Origin of the sequence: Gemmobacter nanjingensis (genome assembly GCF_014652195.1) — a bacterium.
In the GTDB taxonomy this organism is placed as follows: domain Bacteria; phylum Pseudomonadota; class Alphaproteobacteria; order Rhodobacterales; family Rhodobacteraceae; genus Gemmobacter; species Gemmobacter caeni.
In genome coordinates this window covers 66,214-81,290 of sequence record NZ_BMYI01000018.1, presented here as the reverse complement: position 1 = coordinate 81,290, position 15,077 = coordinate 66,214, and the positions used below count along the sequence as shown (strand labels likewise).

Here is a 15,077-nt window from a genome sequence, read left to right as displayed (position 1 = left end):
CCATTGCAAACGTTGAATGAATTAAAGCCAGCATCCGGAACGGCGCGTTTATTGAGGACGGGACAGGAACTGGCAGGGACAGAGGAACACAGGTCGCGCCTGCGGGGCCCGGCCCGCCGGTCCTGACATCATGGTCACATCCTCACCCTGAAACTGACTGGCTGTTCGCCATTTTTCTTACAACCATTACGAAAGAAAAAATTTGTTGCGTCAAGAAAATTGTTTTTCTGAGGCGCCTTCAACAGCCGTTCTCCGGTGACAGAAGCAGGGCCTTGCAGTATTCTGACTAAAACAATAAGAAATACGCGATCAAGCCTGCCGCCAGATCGAATCAGGTGGAAAGGATATAGCATGCTCCCCGACATCCCCCGCGCCGCAGCCTTGTAGACAGGGGGCACCCGATGACCCGCCATCTGCCCTCCGCCGATGCCGTTCCGGTGGATACGCTCCGGCTCGATACTTTCGAAACCGGCCTTCTGGCGGTGCTGCGGCATTTCCTGACCGCCTATGCCCATCCTGGCTCGCAAAGCTGGCAGGCCGCCTTCCAGATTGCGGCCGAACGCTGGGGTCAGGCGCGCGGTCCGCAGATCGCCATGGGCCTGCTGTCGGTGCTGCAAACGCTGCGCGGCGCCCGACGGGGACCGTTCGATTTTGCCAATCCGCTGTGCCGCACCTGCCGGACCTGGGCCACCGGCTCCGAAGTTGCCTTCCTGGCGATGATCCAGGCCATGCGCCGCGACCGCACCGATCTCGCCCGCCCCGCTGTGCTGCGGCTGACCGAAGGCACCATGGACCCCGGCCTGATCCGCGCCGCGCTGGCCTTTGCGGCCCGCCACCCCGCCGGGCCGGATGCGCAGACCTTCACCCCGGCCGAGACATCCGCACCGGCCCCGCGTCACCTGCGGCTGGTTCACTGACCCGCCCCCCTGAAGGAACCCCCATGCTCGTTTCGACCGCCCGCTATCCCACCGCCCATGGCTCGAAATATCTGCAACAGCTGTGCAAGCATTTCGCCCACAAGGTCGAGGTCAGCTTCGACGCCACGCAGGGCCGCGTCGCGCTGTCCTCCGGCCCGGCGGAGATGACCGCCGACCCCGAGGGGCTGACCCTTCGCGTCACCGCCGAGGACGCCAAGGCGCTGATCCAGGCGCGGTATGTCATTGACAGCCATCTGGTGAATTTCGCCTACCGGGAAGGATTTACCGGCCTCGACTGGCAGCTTGATCCAGCCTGAGGACCATTTATGATCCGTTTATGAACCCCAGACCGTATTTGAGGCCTATAAACAGATCATCGCGGTTGAAATCCAGCATGATGATCCATATAACGATCATACCCGGCGTATGAGCCCCGTTCATGGATCATCCGATGCGCAAGGACCAGACCATATCCCCCCCGGCGCAAGAGGCGCTTGGCATTCTCGCCGCGATGATCCGCGCGGCACGGATGCAGCGCGGCATGACCGCCGCTGAACTTGGCGCACGGGTCGGAGTGTCGCGCGGGGTCATCCAGCGGCTTGAGGCGGGCGAGCCGGGCACCGCCATCGGCACCGCTTTCGAGGCGGCGGTGATCCTTGGCATTCCGCTGTTCGACGTGCCGGCCGACCAGCTTGGCACGTTTCTGGACCAGAGACGCGCCCTGAACGCCCTGCTGCCGAAACGCGCCTTCCAGGCCAGCCAGTCGAAGCCCGACAATGACTTCTGACCCCCTGCTGCGCCCGGCGCAATCCGCCTTCGTCTGGATCTGGCTGCCCGGCGCCACCGACCCTGTGGTCTGCGGCCGGATCGACCTTGTGGACGGCATCAACCGCTTCACCTATGGCCGCAGCTACCTGGCCAGGCCCGATGCCATCCCGGTCTGGCTGCCGGAACTGCCCTTGGTGAACCGGGTGATCCTGCCCGAGGCACCGCATGTCATCGCCGGCGCGCTGCGCGATGCCGCGCCCGATCAATGGGGCCGCCGGGTCGTGCTGAACCGGCAGTTCCGCCGCCGGGGCAAGGATGTCGATACCGCCGAACTGGACGAGCTGAACTATCTGCTGCTCTCCGGCTCCGACCGGATCGGCGCGCTGGATTTCCAGACCTCCGCCACCGACTACCGCCCCCGCCTGCAAGGCGAAGCCCGGTTGCAGGATCTGCTGAACGCCGCCGACGCAGTGGAGCGCGGCACCCCCCTGTCGCCCGAACTGGACGAGGCGCTGCGGCACGGCACGTCGATCGGTGGCGCGCGGCCCAAGGCGCAACTGACTGATGGCCATCGCAAGCTGATCGCCAAATTCTCATCCTCGCGCGATCAGCACAACGTGGTGAGGGGTGAGTTTCTGGCGATGTGCCTCGCCCGCGAAGCAGGGCTGGAAGTGGCCGAAGTCCAATGCGCGCAGGTCGAGGGCAAGGATGTCCTGCTGGTCGAACGCTTCGACCGCGTGGCACAGGGCGCAGGCTTCCTGCGCCGCGCAATGGTTTCGGCCCTTACCCTGCAAGGGCTGGATGAAACCGCCGCCCGCTATGCCAGCTATCCGGCACTGGCCACGGTGCTGCGCCACCGCTCGGGCAGCCCGGTCGCGGATTGTCGCGCGCTTTGGTCACGGATGCTGTTCAACATCCTTGTCGGCAATACCGACGATCACGCCCGCAACCATGCCTGTTTCTGGGATGGCCACGCGATCCGGCTGACGCCCGCCTATGACATCGACCCCCGGCCCCGTCTGGGGCGCGAGGCCAATCAGGCCATGGCCGTGCAGGGCAATGACCGCCGCGCCCGCATCGCCACCGCCCTTGCCGCGGCAGGCGAGTTCGGGTTGCGGCAGGACGAAGCCATTGCCCTCGCCCGCCAGCAGATCGAAACCATCCGCGCCCGGTTCCGCCCGCTGACCGAGGCGGCAGGGCTGACCCGGCCCGGGGCCGATCTTCTGGCAGGCCGCGCCATCCTCAACCCCTATGCGTTCGAGGACGCCCCACAGGAGCTTGCCGCGCTGGACGGCCCGCTCTAGCTCAGGCCGCGACCAGCCGCACATCCTCGGGCTGCCACGTCAGCACCACGCTGTCACCCTTGGCAAAGGGATGCGCCGAAGGCGGCAGGATGGCAAAGACCTCGCCCGCCGGGGTTGCCAGCGTATACTGGATCGAATTGCCCAGATAGGCGGCATAGCTGACTTCGGCAGGGATGCCGCCCGGCACCGGCCCGGCTGACAGCCGCACCTGATGCGGACGCAGGACCAGCTTCGCCGCGCCTTTCGCCGTGCTGGCCAGCGGCAGCGCATAATCCTGCCCCAGAAGACGCAGCCGCGTGGCCGCGCCGCTTTCCGTCACCTCGACATCCAGCAGGTTCGCATCACCGATGAAATCCGCGATAAAGGCGGAAGCCGGACGTTCATACAGATCGTGCGGCGTGCCTTCCTGTGCGATCTCGGCATTCTTCATCACGATGATGCGGTCGGAAACTGCCATCGCCTCTTCCTGATCATGGGTCACATAGATCGCCGTCAGGCCCAGCCGCTGCTGGATCTGGCGGATCTCCTCGCGGACATGGCGACGCAGCTTGGCGTCGAGGTTCGACAGCGGCTCATCCAGCAACAGAACCTCCGGCTCCAGCACGATGGCGCGGGCCACCGCGACCCGCTGCTGCTGCCCACCGGAAAGTTCCGACGGCAGACGCGCCCCGAAACCCTTCAGCCCCACCATCTCCAGCCCCGCCTCGGCACGGGCTTCGGCCTCGGCTTTCGGCATCCGCTTGACGCTCAGCCCATAGGCCACGTTTTCCAGCACCGTCATATGCGGGAACAGCGCGTAGGACTGGAACACCATCGATACCCGCCGATAGGTCGCCGACAGATGCGTCACATCCTGCCCGCCGATCAGGATGCGCCCCTCACTGGCGCTTTCCAGCCCCGCGATCAGCCGCAGCGTCGTGGTCTTGCCGCAGCCCGACGGCCCCAGCAGCGTGCAGAGCGTGCCGGGCTGGATATCCAGCGTCAGCGGCTTCAGCGCCGTCACCTCGCCATAGCGCTTGGTGACATTCTCGAAACGGACGGAACCCTTGGTCATCTCGGAACCTTTCATGTCATGCCGCCACGCGGTCAGACCGGCGCAGGCGGCGGCGGCCGATGACGGCCTGCAAAGCAAGGATGGCAGCCAGCATCGTGATGATCAGCACCGTCGAATAGGCGATGGCGATGCCGTATTCGTTGTTCTCGACCCGGCCGACGATAAAGCTGGTGGCCATGTTGTGCCGGGCGGAGACGAGGAAGATCACGGCGGAAACCGAGGTGATCGCCCGCACGAAACTATAGGTGATGGCCGCCAGGATCGCGGGGCCCATCAAGGGCAGGATCACCCGGCGCAGCGTGGTAAAGCTGTTCGCCCCCAGCATGATCGAGGCCTCGTCCAGCGACTTGTCCAGCTGGCTCATCGCCGCGATACCGCCGCGCACACCCACCGGCATGTTGCGGAAGACAAAGACGAGGATCAGGATGATCGCCGTTCCCGTCAGCTCGATCGGCGGGAAGTTGAAGGCCATGACATAGGCAACCCCGATCACCGTGCCGGGAATGGCAAAGCTGAGCATGGTGGAAAACTCGAACGCATCCTTGCCCGCGAATTTCTGCCGCACCAGCAGATAGGCCGTCGCCAGCCCCACCATCGCCGTCAGCGGCGCGGAAATCGCCGCGATCCCCAGCGTGGAAAAATAGCTGTCCCAGGCTGAGCCGGTGAAATGCACGCCATTGCGGAACGATATGGCGAAAGCCTGCTTGTAGTGCGCCAGCGTGAAGCTGTGATTATAGCCCCAGAGCTTCACGAAACTGCCGAAGACGATCAGCGCATAAAGGATCAGCGTGAAGGCCGCCCAGGGCAGCGCGGTGGCATAGCAGGCCCATTTCAGCCCCGGATTCAGGCTGGCATGCTGGCCATTGTCGGCCTTGCCCGTGACCGTGGCATAGCTTTTGCGACCCAGCCAGCGCCGCTGCACCAGAAAGGCGCCCAGCGTCATCGCCAGCAGGATCATCGACAGGATCGCGGCCTTGGCCGGATCGGCGACGGTGCCCACGATGGCAAAGTAGATCTCGGTCGACAGCACGTTGAAATTGCCTCCCAGCACCAGCGGATTGCCGAAATCGGCAAGGCTTTCGATGAAACCCAGCAGAAAGGCATTGGCCAGGCCCGGCCGCATCAGCGGCAACGAGACGCGGCGGAAGGTCTGCCAGCGGTCGGCGTCCAGCGTCTGGCTCGCTTCCTCCATCGAGGGGCTGATGCCCTCGACCACGCCGATCAGCACCAGAAAGGCAATGGGCGTGAACGACAGCATCTGCGCCAGCCACACCCCCCAGAAGCCGTAAAGCCAGCGGGTCTTTTCCATGCCGAAGGCCCAGGCGAAAAACTCGGTGATCGTACCCGACCGCCCGAACAGAAGGATCAGCGCAAGGCCGATCACGAAGGGCGGCGTGATGATCGGCAGGATGGTCAGCACCCGCAGCAGCTTTTTCGCGGCGAAATCGGTGCGGGTGAAGATCAGCGCGAAGGCAAGGCCAAGGCAGGTCGTGCCAAGCCCCGTCGCCAGCGCCAGCACCAGCGAATTGACAGCCGGGCCGCAATAACCCCGCCCTGCCAGACAGGCCAGCGACCAGGTGTCGGAGGACAGAAAGCGCGGCAGGAACTCCGAAACGCCGAACCCCGCCCCGCCCTTCAGTTCGAAGGCGCGGATCAGGATGAAAGCCATCGGATAGAAGACGAACACACCCACAAGCGCGACGATCAGCCCGACCAGCCCGGTGACGAAGGCGTCCCCCCTGCCCTTGCCGCCAGCCGAAATGCCGGTGGTGGTGACGAACAGCAGCGCCAGCGCGGTGACAAAGGCGCCCAGCCCCATGCCGGGCTGCGCCGCATCGCCCAGAACGGCCAGCCGCGGGCCAGAGCCGAGGATCAGCAGCCCCTGCCCGGCCAGCAACGCCAGCCCGGCGGAGCCGCAGATCACCCAGCCCTTCGCCCGGACCGTGGCCTCCCGCCCGCCTAGGCTCAGCACCAGCGCCGCCAGAAGCGCCAGCCCCGGCCCGATCAGCCAGAACCGCCCTTCCAGCACCGAGACAAGACCCGAAGCCCCCTGCCCCGCGGGATCAGCCATCCAGCCGAAGGACAGAAAGCCCTTCGGCACCATATACCAGGGCAGCAGGACAAAGCCCGCCAACCCCACCAGGCTCCATAGCCTTGCGGTGCGCGTCATCGTGATCGTCCCTGAACGGAAGGGCCCGCGCCGGTCAGGCGCGGGCCGGTTGGGTTACTCTTCAATCGCGCCGCCGGCGCCCTTCACATCCTTCTCCCAGCGTGCCAGCAGGCGTTCGCGGGTGGCCGATGCGCCATAGGTGGCGAAATCGTAATCAATCAGCTTGATCGAGGCCATGTCGGGCGCTTCCGGGTCGGTCGCTGCACCGGGGTTCGACGGGATGTTGTAGACCCCGACCTCAAGCCCCGGCGACTGCCCTTCGGCCGAGGTGACATATTCCACCCACTTCTTCGCCGCTTCCAGATGCGGCGTACCCTCGACCACCGACACCGCACCCAGCTCGTAGCCTGTGCCTTCGCAGGGGGCGACCAGTTCCACCGGGAACCCCTCTTTCTTCAGCTTCACCATGTCATGCATGAAACCGATGCCGATGGTCGTTTCGCCCCGCGCGGTGGCCTTCACCGGCGCCGAGCCGGATTTGGTATACTGGTTCACATTGGCGCCGATTTCGGCCAGCAGCTTGAAGGCCTCGTCCTCGCCGAACAGCTGCACCAGCGTCGCCAGTTCCGTATAGGCCGTGCCCGAGGAATTGGGGTTCGCCACCTGGATCTCGCCCTTGTATTCGGGCTTGGCCAGATCACGCCAGCAGGCCGGGGCGGGCAGGTTCTTTTCGGCCAGCACCTCGGTGTTGTAGATGAATCCCAGAAGGCCCACATGCACGCCGACGGCGCGGCCCTCGGTCATCTTCGTCATGTTCTGCGCCCAGCCCAGCAGGCCGGAAACATCGACGCCGGTCGCATGGGTCAGGCCCTCGCTGGCGGCGATGATATGGGGATCGCCCGTGCCGCCCCACCACACATCGACCTTCGGATTGCCCTTTTCGGCGCGCAGCTGCGCCAGAACCTCGCCGGTCGACTTGCGCACCATGGCGACATCAATGCCGGTCGCGGCCTCGAAATTCTGCGCCATCAGATCGCACCAAGTCTGTTCGTTGGAACAGACGACGTTCAGTTCATCGGACATGGCCGAGGTGGCGGACATGGCGGCAGACAGCGCCAGCGCGCTGATGAAAAGCTTGTTGGTCATGGTATCCTCCCGTTGCTCCGGCCTGCCGCTTCCTCGGGCGGATGGGCCGGATTGCCCCAAGCCTGCCACGCAAAGCCGGGGGCAAGCGACCCCCGGAAGAATGAACAGCACTGCACCGGACCGGGTTTTTGATGAACAATATTACAAAACCCCGCCGAACGGGTCACAAATGAAACCCGAAACCCTCTCCCCGCGAACCGGGCCACAAGGCATCATAGTCAGGCCGGGCGGGAGGGCGCGGCAAGACGGAGGAACCATGACCAGCGCGGCACCACCCCGGGGGCCCGTCGTCGTCATTGTAGATGACGATGCAGACCTGCGCGCCAGCCTGGCGGCGCTTCTCGCCGAGAACGGCTTTGCCCCCGTCGCCGTGCCCGACAGCGCGGGCTTCTTTGCCGCCGCTGCTGCCGGGCCGGTGGACCTTGCCCTGATCGACCTGCGGCTGGCGGGCGAAAGCGGCCAGACCCTCGCCATCCGCATCCGCGAGACGATGGGCCTGCCCATTGTCATGCTGACCGGGCGCGGCGATGAAACCGACAAGATCATCGGGCTTGAAACCGGCGCCGACGATTACATGATGAAGCCCTTCAACCCGCGCGAACTGGTGGCGCGGTTGCGCGCCGTGCTGCGCCGTTCCGGCCACCCTGCCCTCGCGACGCCCGACCGCAGCCAGAGCCGGATGCGCAGCTTCGGCGTCCTGCGGCTGGATCAGACGCGGCGCGAACTGCTGGGGCCGGATGGCACCGAAATTCCGCTGACCAATGCCGAATACCGGCTGCTTGATTACTTCCTGCGCCACCCTGACCGCATCATCCCCCGGTCGGACCTGCTGCGCGAGCTGGGCAATGACCTGTCGCTTTACATGGACCGCACCATCGACGTGCTGATCCTGCGCCTGCGCCGCAAGATCGAACCCGTGCCCTCGAAACCGGCGCATCTGCAAACCCGGCGCGGGCAGGGTTACATTTTCGTCACCGCGCCATGACGCCCTGGCCCCGCCCCAGCGTGCGCGCCCGGATGTGGGGGGCGCTGGCGGCGCTGGCGACCGCGACGCTGATCGTGGGCGCGACAAGCTGGGTCACGCTGCATCAGGCCACCGCCCGGCTGGACCGGCTGCATGACGAAACGCTGACCGCCGTGGATCAGGCGCTGACGCTGTCGCGCCGCGCCTCGGACCTTGCGACGGGGGCGCCCTGGCTCCTGACCCTGCAAAGCCCGTTCCGCATCCGGCAAGAGGCCGAGACCGCCCGCGCCCTGATCGCGGGCATCGCCGGAAGCCTTGCGCCCGGCGAGGCGGCGCTGGCCGCCACCCTGCGCGGCATGGATGCCGCCGTGCTGGATCTGGTCGCCGCCGCCTCCGCCCGCGCGGGGTACACCGACCAGATCCTGCGTCTCAACGCCCGCACCGCCGGGATAGAGCGCCAGCTGGTCGCCCGCGCCGCGGCCGAGCCCTTCGCGCAGGACTGGCTGACCCTGCAACGCATCACCCGCGCGCTGCTGGGCGCGGGGCGGGCCAGCAATCTGGTCAGCGTGGGCGAACATCATCGCGAATATTTCCGCCTGATCCGCGCCATCGCCACCACCCCCGCCAACCGCCCCTATCTGGACGAGATGCGCGCCCTCGCCGAAGGCCCCGAAGGGCTGTTGGAACTGCGCCGCCTCGAACTCGCCCGCCAGATCGCCGCCGAGGCCGCGCTCGCCCGCATCCGCCGCGGGGCCGAGGCGGTCAGCCTGCATGCTGCCGAAGTGACCGCGCGTACCCAGGCCGATATCGCCGCCGAACGGGCGCGCACCCTGTCGGCCATCGCCTATGCACGCAGCATCATCGTGCTCGTCAGCATCGGCAGCGCCCTCGTCGCACTGTCGGCGGCGCTGTTCGTTTCCGGCTATGTCACCGCCAATCTGCGTGCCATTTCGGATGCGATGATGCGGCTGGCGGTAGGCGACCGCTCCTCGCGCCTGCCGCGCGGCGAACATGCGGGCGACGAGATCGGCAAGCTGTTCCATGCCTTCCGTGCCTTCCGCGCCAATACCCTGCGGCTCGACCGTTCCAACCGGCAGCTTGCACAGCGCAATGCCCTGTTCGAAAACCTGTTCGATGGCATGTCCGACGGTCTGGCCATCCTGTCGGACGCCGGCGCGCTGGTGGCCCACAACCGCCACCTTGCCCCGGTTCTGGGCCTGCCCGCCGGGGCTTTCAACGGTCGTCCCGACATGGCCGCGCTGCTGGCGGGCGCGGGCTGGCAGCGCATCCCCGGCCCCGAAGGTTTTGCCGAGCTGCATCACGCCGATGGCCGCGTGGTCGATCTGCGCCAAAGCCGCCTCGCCACCGGCGGCACCGTCATGCTGCTGACTGATGTCTCCGCCCGCCGCGCGCTGGAGGACCGGCTGCAACAGGTGCAGCGGACCGAGGCGCTTGGCAAGATCGCGGGCGAGGTCGCGCATGATTTCGGCAATATCCTCTCGACCATTTCAACCAGCCTGCACCTTCTGGAAACCGCGCCGCCCGAGCGTGCGGGCGGCCTGCATCAGACGCTGGCCGCCGCGCTGGATCTGGGCACCGCGCTGACCCAGCGCCTGCTGGCCTTTGCCCGCCGCCTGCATCTGGACCCGGAAGTGGTGGACCTGAACGCGCTGGTCGAGGGAATGGAGGATCTGATCGCGCTTGCGCTCGACGACCGCATCGCCCTGACCCTCTGCCCTTCCGCCTGCCCGCTGGCGGTGCGGATCGACCCGGGCCAGATGGAAAGCGCGCTGCTGAACCTCTGCCTCAACGCCGCACAGGCGATTGACGGCGCAGGGGCGATTACCGTCACGCTGGCCCCCGCCCCCTCGGGCCGCGCGCTGGTCGAGGTCAGCGACACCGGGCGCGGCATGACGCCCGAGGTGCTGGCCATGGCGATGGAGCCGTTCTTCACCGCCCGTCCCGATGGCACCGGCACCGGGCTGGGCCTTGCCATGGTCTGCGGCTTCATCCGCCAGTCGGGCGGCGATATCGACATCCGGTCCGAACCCGGCAAGGGCACCAGCGTGCGCCTGCTGCTGCCGCTGGCCACCAGCGCCGAACCCGCTCTGCCCCCGCTGGGCCGCGTGCTGCTGGTCGAGGATGCCGCGCCGGACGCCGCCCATGCCCGCCGCCTGCTGGCCGGGGCCGATCTGACCGAGGCCGCCACTGCGGCCGAGGCGCAGCGCCTGATCGCAGCCAGCCCGCCCTTCGACCTCGTGCTGACCGATCTGCACCTCGACGGCGACGCCTCCGGCTGGGCCATCGCCGAGGCGGCGCTGCGCCGGGCCGAGGGCACGCGCGTCATCGTCACCTCCGGCCACCTGCCCGATGCCGACCCGCTGGGCGCCCGCTTTCCCGGCAGGCTGTTCCGCCTGCCCAAACCGCTCGATACGGCGGCGCTGTCCGCCTGCCTGCAAGGAAACCGAACGACATGACTCCGATGCCCAAGGCCCTGATCTTCGATTGCGACGGCACGCTGGTGCTGACCGGCGATCTGCATTTCGCCGCCTTCACCGAGGCCTTTGCCTTGCAGGGCGATGCGCTGGACCTGGCCTTCTATCACGCCCGCGGCGGGCTTGCGCGCCGCGAACTGATCGCGGACTGGGTGGCTGACAGCGGCAGCCCGCTCGACATCGACCGTGCCGTGCGCGACAGTATTGACGCGGCGGCAAAGCTTGCCCGCACTGGACAATGCGCCCCCAATCCGCCGGTTGCGGCACTGGCCCGCGCCTGGGGCGCGCGGCCCTCGGCCGTCGCCTCCAACGGCGAGGCGCCGGTGGTCAATGCCATCCTGCATGGCGCCGGGCTGCGTGCCCTGTTTGATACCGTGGTGACGCTGAACGACGTTCCGGCCGCGAAGCCCGATCCGGCGATGTTCCTGCTGGCCGCCGCCCACCTCGGCACCGCCCCGGCCGATTGCCTAGTGCTGGAGGACAGCGCACAGGGGATGGAGGCCGCCCGCCGCGCCGGTATTCCCGCGCTGGACGTGCGCGAGGCACCGGCGCTGGCGAAAGTGGAACAGCTGACCCGCAGCCTCGCCGCCCCGGTCTGAGCCGCCTCAGACGAAGCGCAGGCTCAACTCTGGCGCCTCCTGCCGCAAGGCGCGTTCCAGCAGCGGCAGGTGATGCGTCTGCACATAGGCGGCATGGAAGGCGGAGGGCGCGCTGATCTGCAACTCATGCCCGCTTTCGGTGCCGTCCAGCATGGCGAACCACAACCGGTAGAGGCCAGCATCGCTTTGTTGCAATCGCCGCGCAATGCGGGGCCAGGCCCCCTCCCCTTCCGGCATGGGCACCTGCGGGAAGGGGATCACCTTGCCCCCTGCCTCCGGTTCCGGCGGGGCCTCGGGCGCATCCAGCCGTGCCACCAGATCGGGGCCCACCATGTCCCAGCTTGCGCGGGTGTCGTGCAGGATCTGCGCAATCCCCAGCCCGTAGAGCGTGACCCGCCCCCGCGCCGCCGGGCGTTTCTCGACCAGCCAGCCCCGGTCGCGCAGTGCCGCCATCTCGCGCTTGACCGTGCGGGTATCGACGGACCAGAGCCGCGCGATTTCGGCCTGCCCCACCGAAAGCTGGTCGCTCTGCCAGTTGTAGCGCGCGGTGATGAGGCACAGAAGCCGCAGCGTCTGGCGTTGCAGGGTCTTGCCCTGTGCAAGCGCATGAACGCCAAGAATGGTCAGCAGGTCGTATTTGCGCGTGCTGCCGCCCCGGCCAACCGCCTTCTTCATCAACATGCCTGGCCTCCGGGGTATGCCCCAACCGTTTCTTGACCGGCAGCTACAGTGTTATTCCGGGGACCGGGCCAAAGAACGTTGTCTGTGGAGGTCGCCCGCTTCTGCCCGGCGTTTTTCATTTCGTTGTCGGCATTAGCGTCCTGTAGTCCGATTCTGTCAAGGGCCGCCTTGTCCTCTCGGCCGGAAACCCTGGCATTTCCCGATCAGCGTTCAAAAAAGAAATGGTTCTTCTGGTATTGGGGGACATGTTGGCTGTCACCCTATCCCGTCCGCAATGTCCCCTCAACGGGTGGCGTGAGGATCGAAAATGTCCCCCCAGGTTTTGTGTCATCCGCGCGGTCGCATCGGGGATGGGCGCAGGGTTTGCAACAGGCGTCCGAATCGGTGGGGCGTTTGAAAGGACTAAGGAATTTCGCGGATCTGGCGCACTCGCGTTTTCTGGATCACAGCATAACTTAGCTTTTGCGATTTTTGCAAATCCGGCGTATTTCTGAATTCATCAATAATCTACGTCCAGTCAACGGAACCGAGCATGTATACCCACGAGGATCTCGCCGCCCTTCAGGCTCAATCGCTGAAGATGCAGGGCTTCATCCGCCGTCAGACCTTCTCGCCCGAGCATGAAAAGACCCTGCGGCGCTTTTCGTCCTGGGAGGTGGCGGAACTGATCTTCAGGATCAACCAGTCCACCTTCCGCGGCCGCCTTGCCGCAGACCCCGACCTTCCCGGCGGGGAAGTTGAGGAGGACGGGCGCCAGCGCTGGTTCTCGCTGACCGAGATCAACGAACTGCGCCGCAAGATGAAGATCAACCGCACCTCGCTGATGCCGAAGCGCCCGGCGGGAAAACGGGCGATCCGGGTGGCGATTTCCAACTTCAAGGGCGGGGCCGGCAAGTCCACCGTGGCGCTGCACATGGCCCATGCCGCTGCGCTGGACGGCTATCGGGTGCTCGTGGTCGATTTCGACCCGCAGGCCACGCTGACGCATTCGATGGGCCTGCATGACGTCAGCGAGGATCTGACGGTCTGGGGCATCATCGCCCGCGATCTGGTGCGCGAGACGGACCGGATGAATGCCATGCCGCAGGCCGCCGAAAGCGGCACCGCCCTGCCCCAGCGCCGCCTGCCCGCCTCGGTCCGCGATCTGGGCCTGGGCGATCTGCGCGTGACCGATTTCATCCGGCCGACCGCCTGGCCCACCATCGACATCGTGCCAAGCTGCGCCAATGCCGCCTTTGTGGAATTTGCCAGTGCGCAATACCGGCATCTCAATCCCGACTGGTCGTTCTTTGCCGCCGTGTCGCGCTATTTGGATGCGCTGTCTGCCGATGCCTATGACCTGATCCTGTTCGATTGCCCGCCCGCCATTGGCTATCAGTCGATGAACGCGGTCTTCGCGGCGGATGTGCTGTATATCCCCTCCGGCCCCGGCTATTGGGAATATGACAGCACCACATCCTTCATCGGGCAATTGTCGGAGGCGCTGGAGGATCTGGCGCATGGGTTCGACGGAACCTTCCCCGCGGGGAAGATGCGGCTGCCGAAAGCCTTCCTGGACCTGCGCTTCCTGATGACGCGCTACGAGCCGGGCAATGAATTGCACCGCGCGATGCTGGAGGCGTTCCGCAAGGTGTTCGGCGATACGGTTTGCAACGAACCGATCGAGATGACCCGCGCGGTCGAACAATCCGGGCGCTTCCTGTCGTCGGTCTATGAAATCGACTACCGCACCATGACGCGCGAGACCTGGCGCCGCGCCCGCGCCTCGTTTGATCGCGCCTACGAAGAATTCCGCGCCTGTTTTCTGGATGCCTGGGCGAAGATGGAGGATGAGCAATGAAGAAGCGCCGCACCTTCGATATCGACCTGCCGGAGGCCGAGGAGACGGCGCCGCGCGCGGAGACGGCCGCGCCGCGCCGGTCGCCCATGGCGACGGCGATTTCGGAGAATGCCGATGCGCTGCGTGACCGCCGGGCCGTGGAGGCGCAGATTCGCGCCGAGAATGACGCGCTGGCGGCCGAACATGTGCGGATGAAAAAGCTGGGTCTGATCGTCGATCTGGTTGATCTGGACGCGGTTGAGACCTGGAAGCTGGTGCGCGACCGTGCCAAGGGCGACGACATGGAGCTGGCCGAGCTGGTCGCCTCGATCCGCGATCTGGGCCTGTCGAACCCGATCCGGGTCGAGGCGCGGGCGGATGGCAGGTTTGAACTGGTGCAGGGTTTCCGCCGTCTGGCGGCCTATCGGCAGCTTCTGGAAGAGACGGGCGACACCGAAAGCTGGGGCCGCATCCCGGCGGGCATTCTTCCCCGCGGGGAAGATCTGGAGGCGCTGTATCGCCGGATGGTGGACGAGAACCTTGTGCGCAAGGACATCTCTTTTGCCGAAATGGCGATGCTGGCACTGAACTATGCCCGCGACCCCCAGACCGCCGAGAATGATGCCGACCGCGCGGTGGCGGAGTTGTTCAAATCGGCGGGCTATCAGAAGCGCAGCTACATCCGGCAGTTCATCCGGGTGATGGACCGGCTGGGCGATGACCTGCGCTTTGCACCGCATATCCCGCGTGCCCTGGGGTTGCGGCTGGCGGCAGCCATCGACGAGCGGCCAGAACTGGTGCCGCAGATCCGGGCCGTTCTGCGCGACTGGGACAACCGTTCCGTCACGGACGAGATCGACGTGTTGCGCAAGGCCATCGGCGACGAGGGGGAGGAGGGCGCGGTGAAGCCTGCTGCGGCGGGCGAGGGGGCGGCAAAGGCCACGGCGCGGGCCAAGACCACCTTTCAGGTGCCGACGCCCTCGGGGGCCGCGAAATGCACGGCGGCGAACGGGCGGCTGGAGATCCGGCTGGACCGCGATTTCTCGGCGCTGGACCGGCGCAAGCTGGAGGCGGCGCTGGCGCGGCTGCTGACCGATATCGCCTGATCTTCCCCGCGGGGAAGGTTGGGGAAAGCCCGGAGCCTGCGGAAGCGGGTTTCGGGCTTTCTTTTCGGGAGAGTTATAGAATTTTATGTATGAAAATCAATAAATTAAAATTGA

Annotated in this window: 13 protein-coding genes; 9 read left to right on the top strand and 4 right to left on the bottom strand. The window is 66.2% G+C overall.

Features of this window, described 5'->3' with window-relative positions:
• Window positions 1–401 precede the first annotated feature (401 nt).
• From IE126_RS21005 to IE126_RS20990, 4 genes are all read left to right on the top strand, one after another.
• A complete protein-coding gene (locus IE126_RS21005) occupies window positions 402–917 on the top strand; it encodes a hypothetical protein (protein ID WP_189382108.1) in 516 nt (171 codons plus the stop codon).
• 23 nt (window positions 918–940) lie between these two features.
• Entirely contained in the window at window positions 941–1,234 is a 294-nt protein-coding gene (locus IE126_RS21000) for a DUF2218 domain-containing protein (protein ID WP_189382107.1), read from the top strand.
• A gap of 122 nt (window positions 1,235–1,356) precedes the next feature.
• On the top strand, window positions 1,357–1,704 hold the full coding sequence (locus IE126_RS20995; protein WP_229825750.1) for a helix-turn-helix transcriptional regulator: 348 nt from the start codon (window positions 1,357–1,359) through the stop codon (window positions 1,702–1,704).
• Entirely contained in the window at window positions 1,694–2,989 is a 1,296-nt protein-coding gene (locus tag IE126_RS20990; protein ID WP_189382106.1) for a type II toxin-antitoxin system HipA family toxin, read from the top strand. Before IE126_RS20995 ends, IE126_RS20990 begins: the two co-directional genes overlap by 11 nt.
• A 1-nt stretch (window position 2,990) precedes the next feature.
• On the opposite strand, the gene IE126_RS20985 is transcribed toward IE126_RS20990, so the two are convergent.
• From IE126_RS20985 to IE126_RS20975, 3 genes are read right to left on the bottom strand one after another with little or no spacing between them, the layout of a single operon-like run.
• Window positions 2,991–4,058, bottom strand: coding sequence for an ABC transporter ATP-binding protein (locus IE126_RS20985; protein ID WP_229825749.1), 1,068 nt, complete (start codon window positions 4,056–4,058; stop codon window positions 2,991–2,993).
• Between the two features lies 1 nt (window position 4,059).
• Window positions 4,060–6,213 (bottom strand): ABC transporter permease, encoded by a 2,154-nt coding sequence (locus tag IE126_RS20980; protein ID WP_189382105.1) that lies wholly within the window; start codon window positions 6,211–6,213, stop codon window positions 4,060–4,062.
• A gap of 54 nt (window positions 6,214–6,267) precedes the next feature.
• Window positions 6,268–7,299: an ABC transporter substrate-binding protein gene (locus IE126_RS20975; RefSeq protein WP_189382104.1), complete on the bottom strand. Its 1,032-nt coding sequence runs from the start codon at window positions 7,297–7,299 to the stop codon at window positions 6,268–6,270.
• Window positions 7,300–7,555: 256 nt separating this feature from the next.
• Here IE126_RS20975 and IE126_RS20970 point away from each other — a divergent pair, with 256 nt between their 5' ends.
• Genes IE126_RS20970 through IE126_RS20960 form a run of 3 tightly spaced genes read left to right on the top strand, consistent with a single transcriptional unit; the run spans window position 7,556 to window position 11,357 of the window.
• Window positions 7,556–8,284: a response regulator gene (locus IE126_RS20970; RefSeq protein WP_054304375.1), complete on the top strand. Its 729-nt coding sequence runs from the start codon at window positions 7,556–7,558 to the stop codon at window positions 8,282–8,284.
• A complete protein-coding gene (locus IE126_RS20965) occupies window positions 8,281–10,740 on the top strand; it encodes an ATP-binding protein (RefSeq protein ID WP_189382103.1) in 2,460 nt (819 codons plus the stop codon). The genes IE126_RS20970 and IE126_RS20965 overlap by 4 nt, the downstream gene beginning before the upstream one ends.
• Entirely contained in the window at window positions 10,737–11,357 is a 621-nt protein-coding gene (locus IE126_RS20960; RefSeq protein WP_189382102.1) for an HAD family hydrolase, read from the top strand. Before IE126_RS20965 ends, IE126_RS20960 begins: the two co-directional genes overlap by 4 nt.
• 6 nt (window positions 11,358–11,363) lie before the next feature.
• Here the strand turns inward: IE126_RS20960 and IE126_RS20955 are convergent, their stop codons facing one another.
• Window positions 11,364–12,038 (bottom strand): hypothetical protein, encoded by a 675-nt coding sequence (locus tag IE126_RS20955; RefSeq protein ID WP_189382101.1) that lies wholly within the window; start codon window positions 12,036–12,038, stop codon window positions 11,364–11,366.
• Window positions 12,039–12,570: 532 nt separating this feature from the next.
• Here IE126_RS20955 and IE126_RS20950 point away from each other — a divergent pair.
• Window positions 12,571–13,878, top strand: coding sequence for an AAA family ATPase (locus tag IE126_RS20950; protein WP_189382100.1), 1,308 nt, complete (start codon window positions 12,571–12,573; stop codon window positions 13,876–13,878).
• On the top strand, window positions 13,875–14,963 hold the full coding sequence (locus tag IE126_RS20945) for a ParB/RepB/Spo0J family partition protein (RefSeq protein ID WP_189382099.1): 1,089 nt from the start codon (window positions 13,875–13,877) through the stop codon (window positions 14,961–14,963). The genes IE126_RS20950 and IE126_RS20945 overlap by 4 nt, the downstream gene beginning before the upstream one ends.
• The last annotated feature ends 114 nt before the right edge of the window (window positions 14,964–15,077 follow it).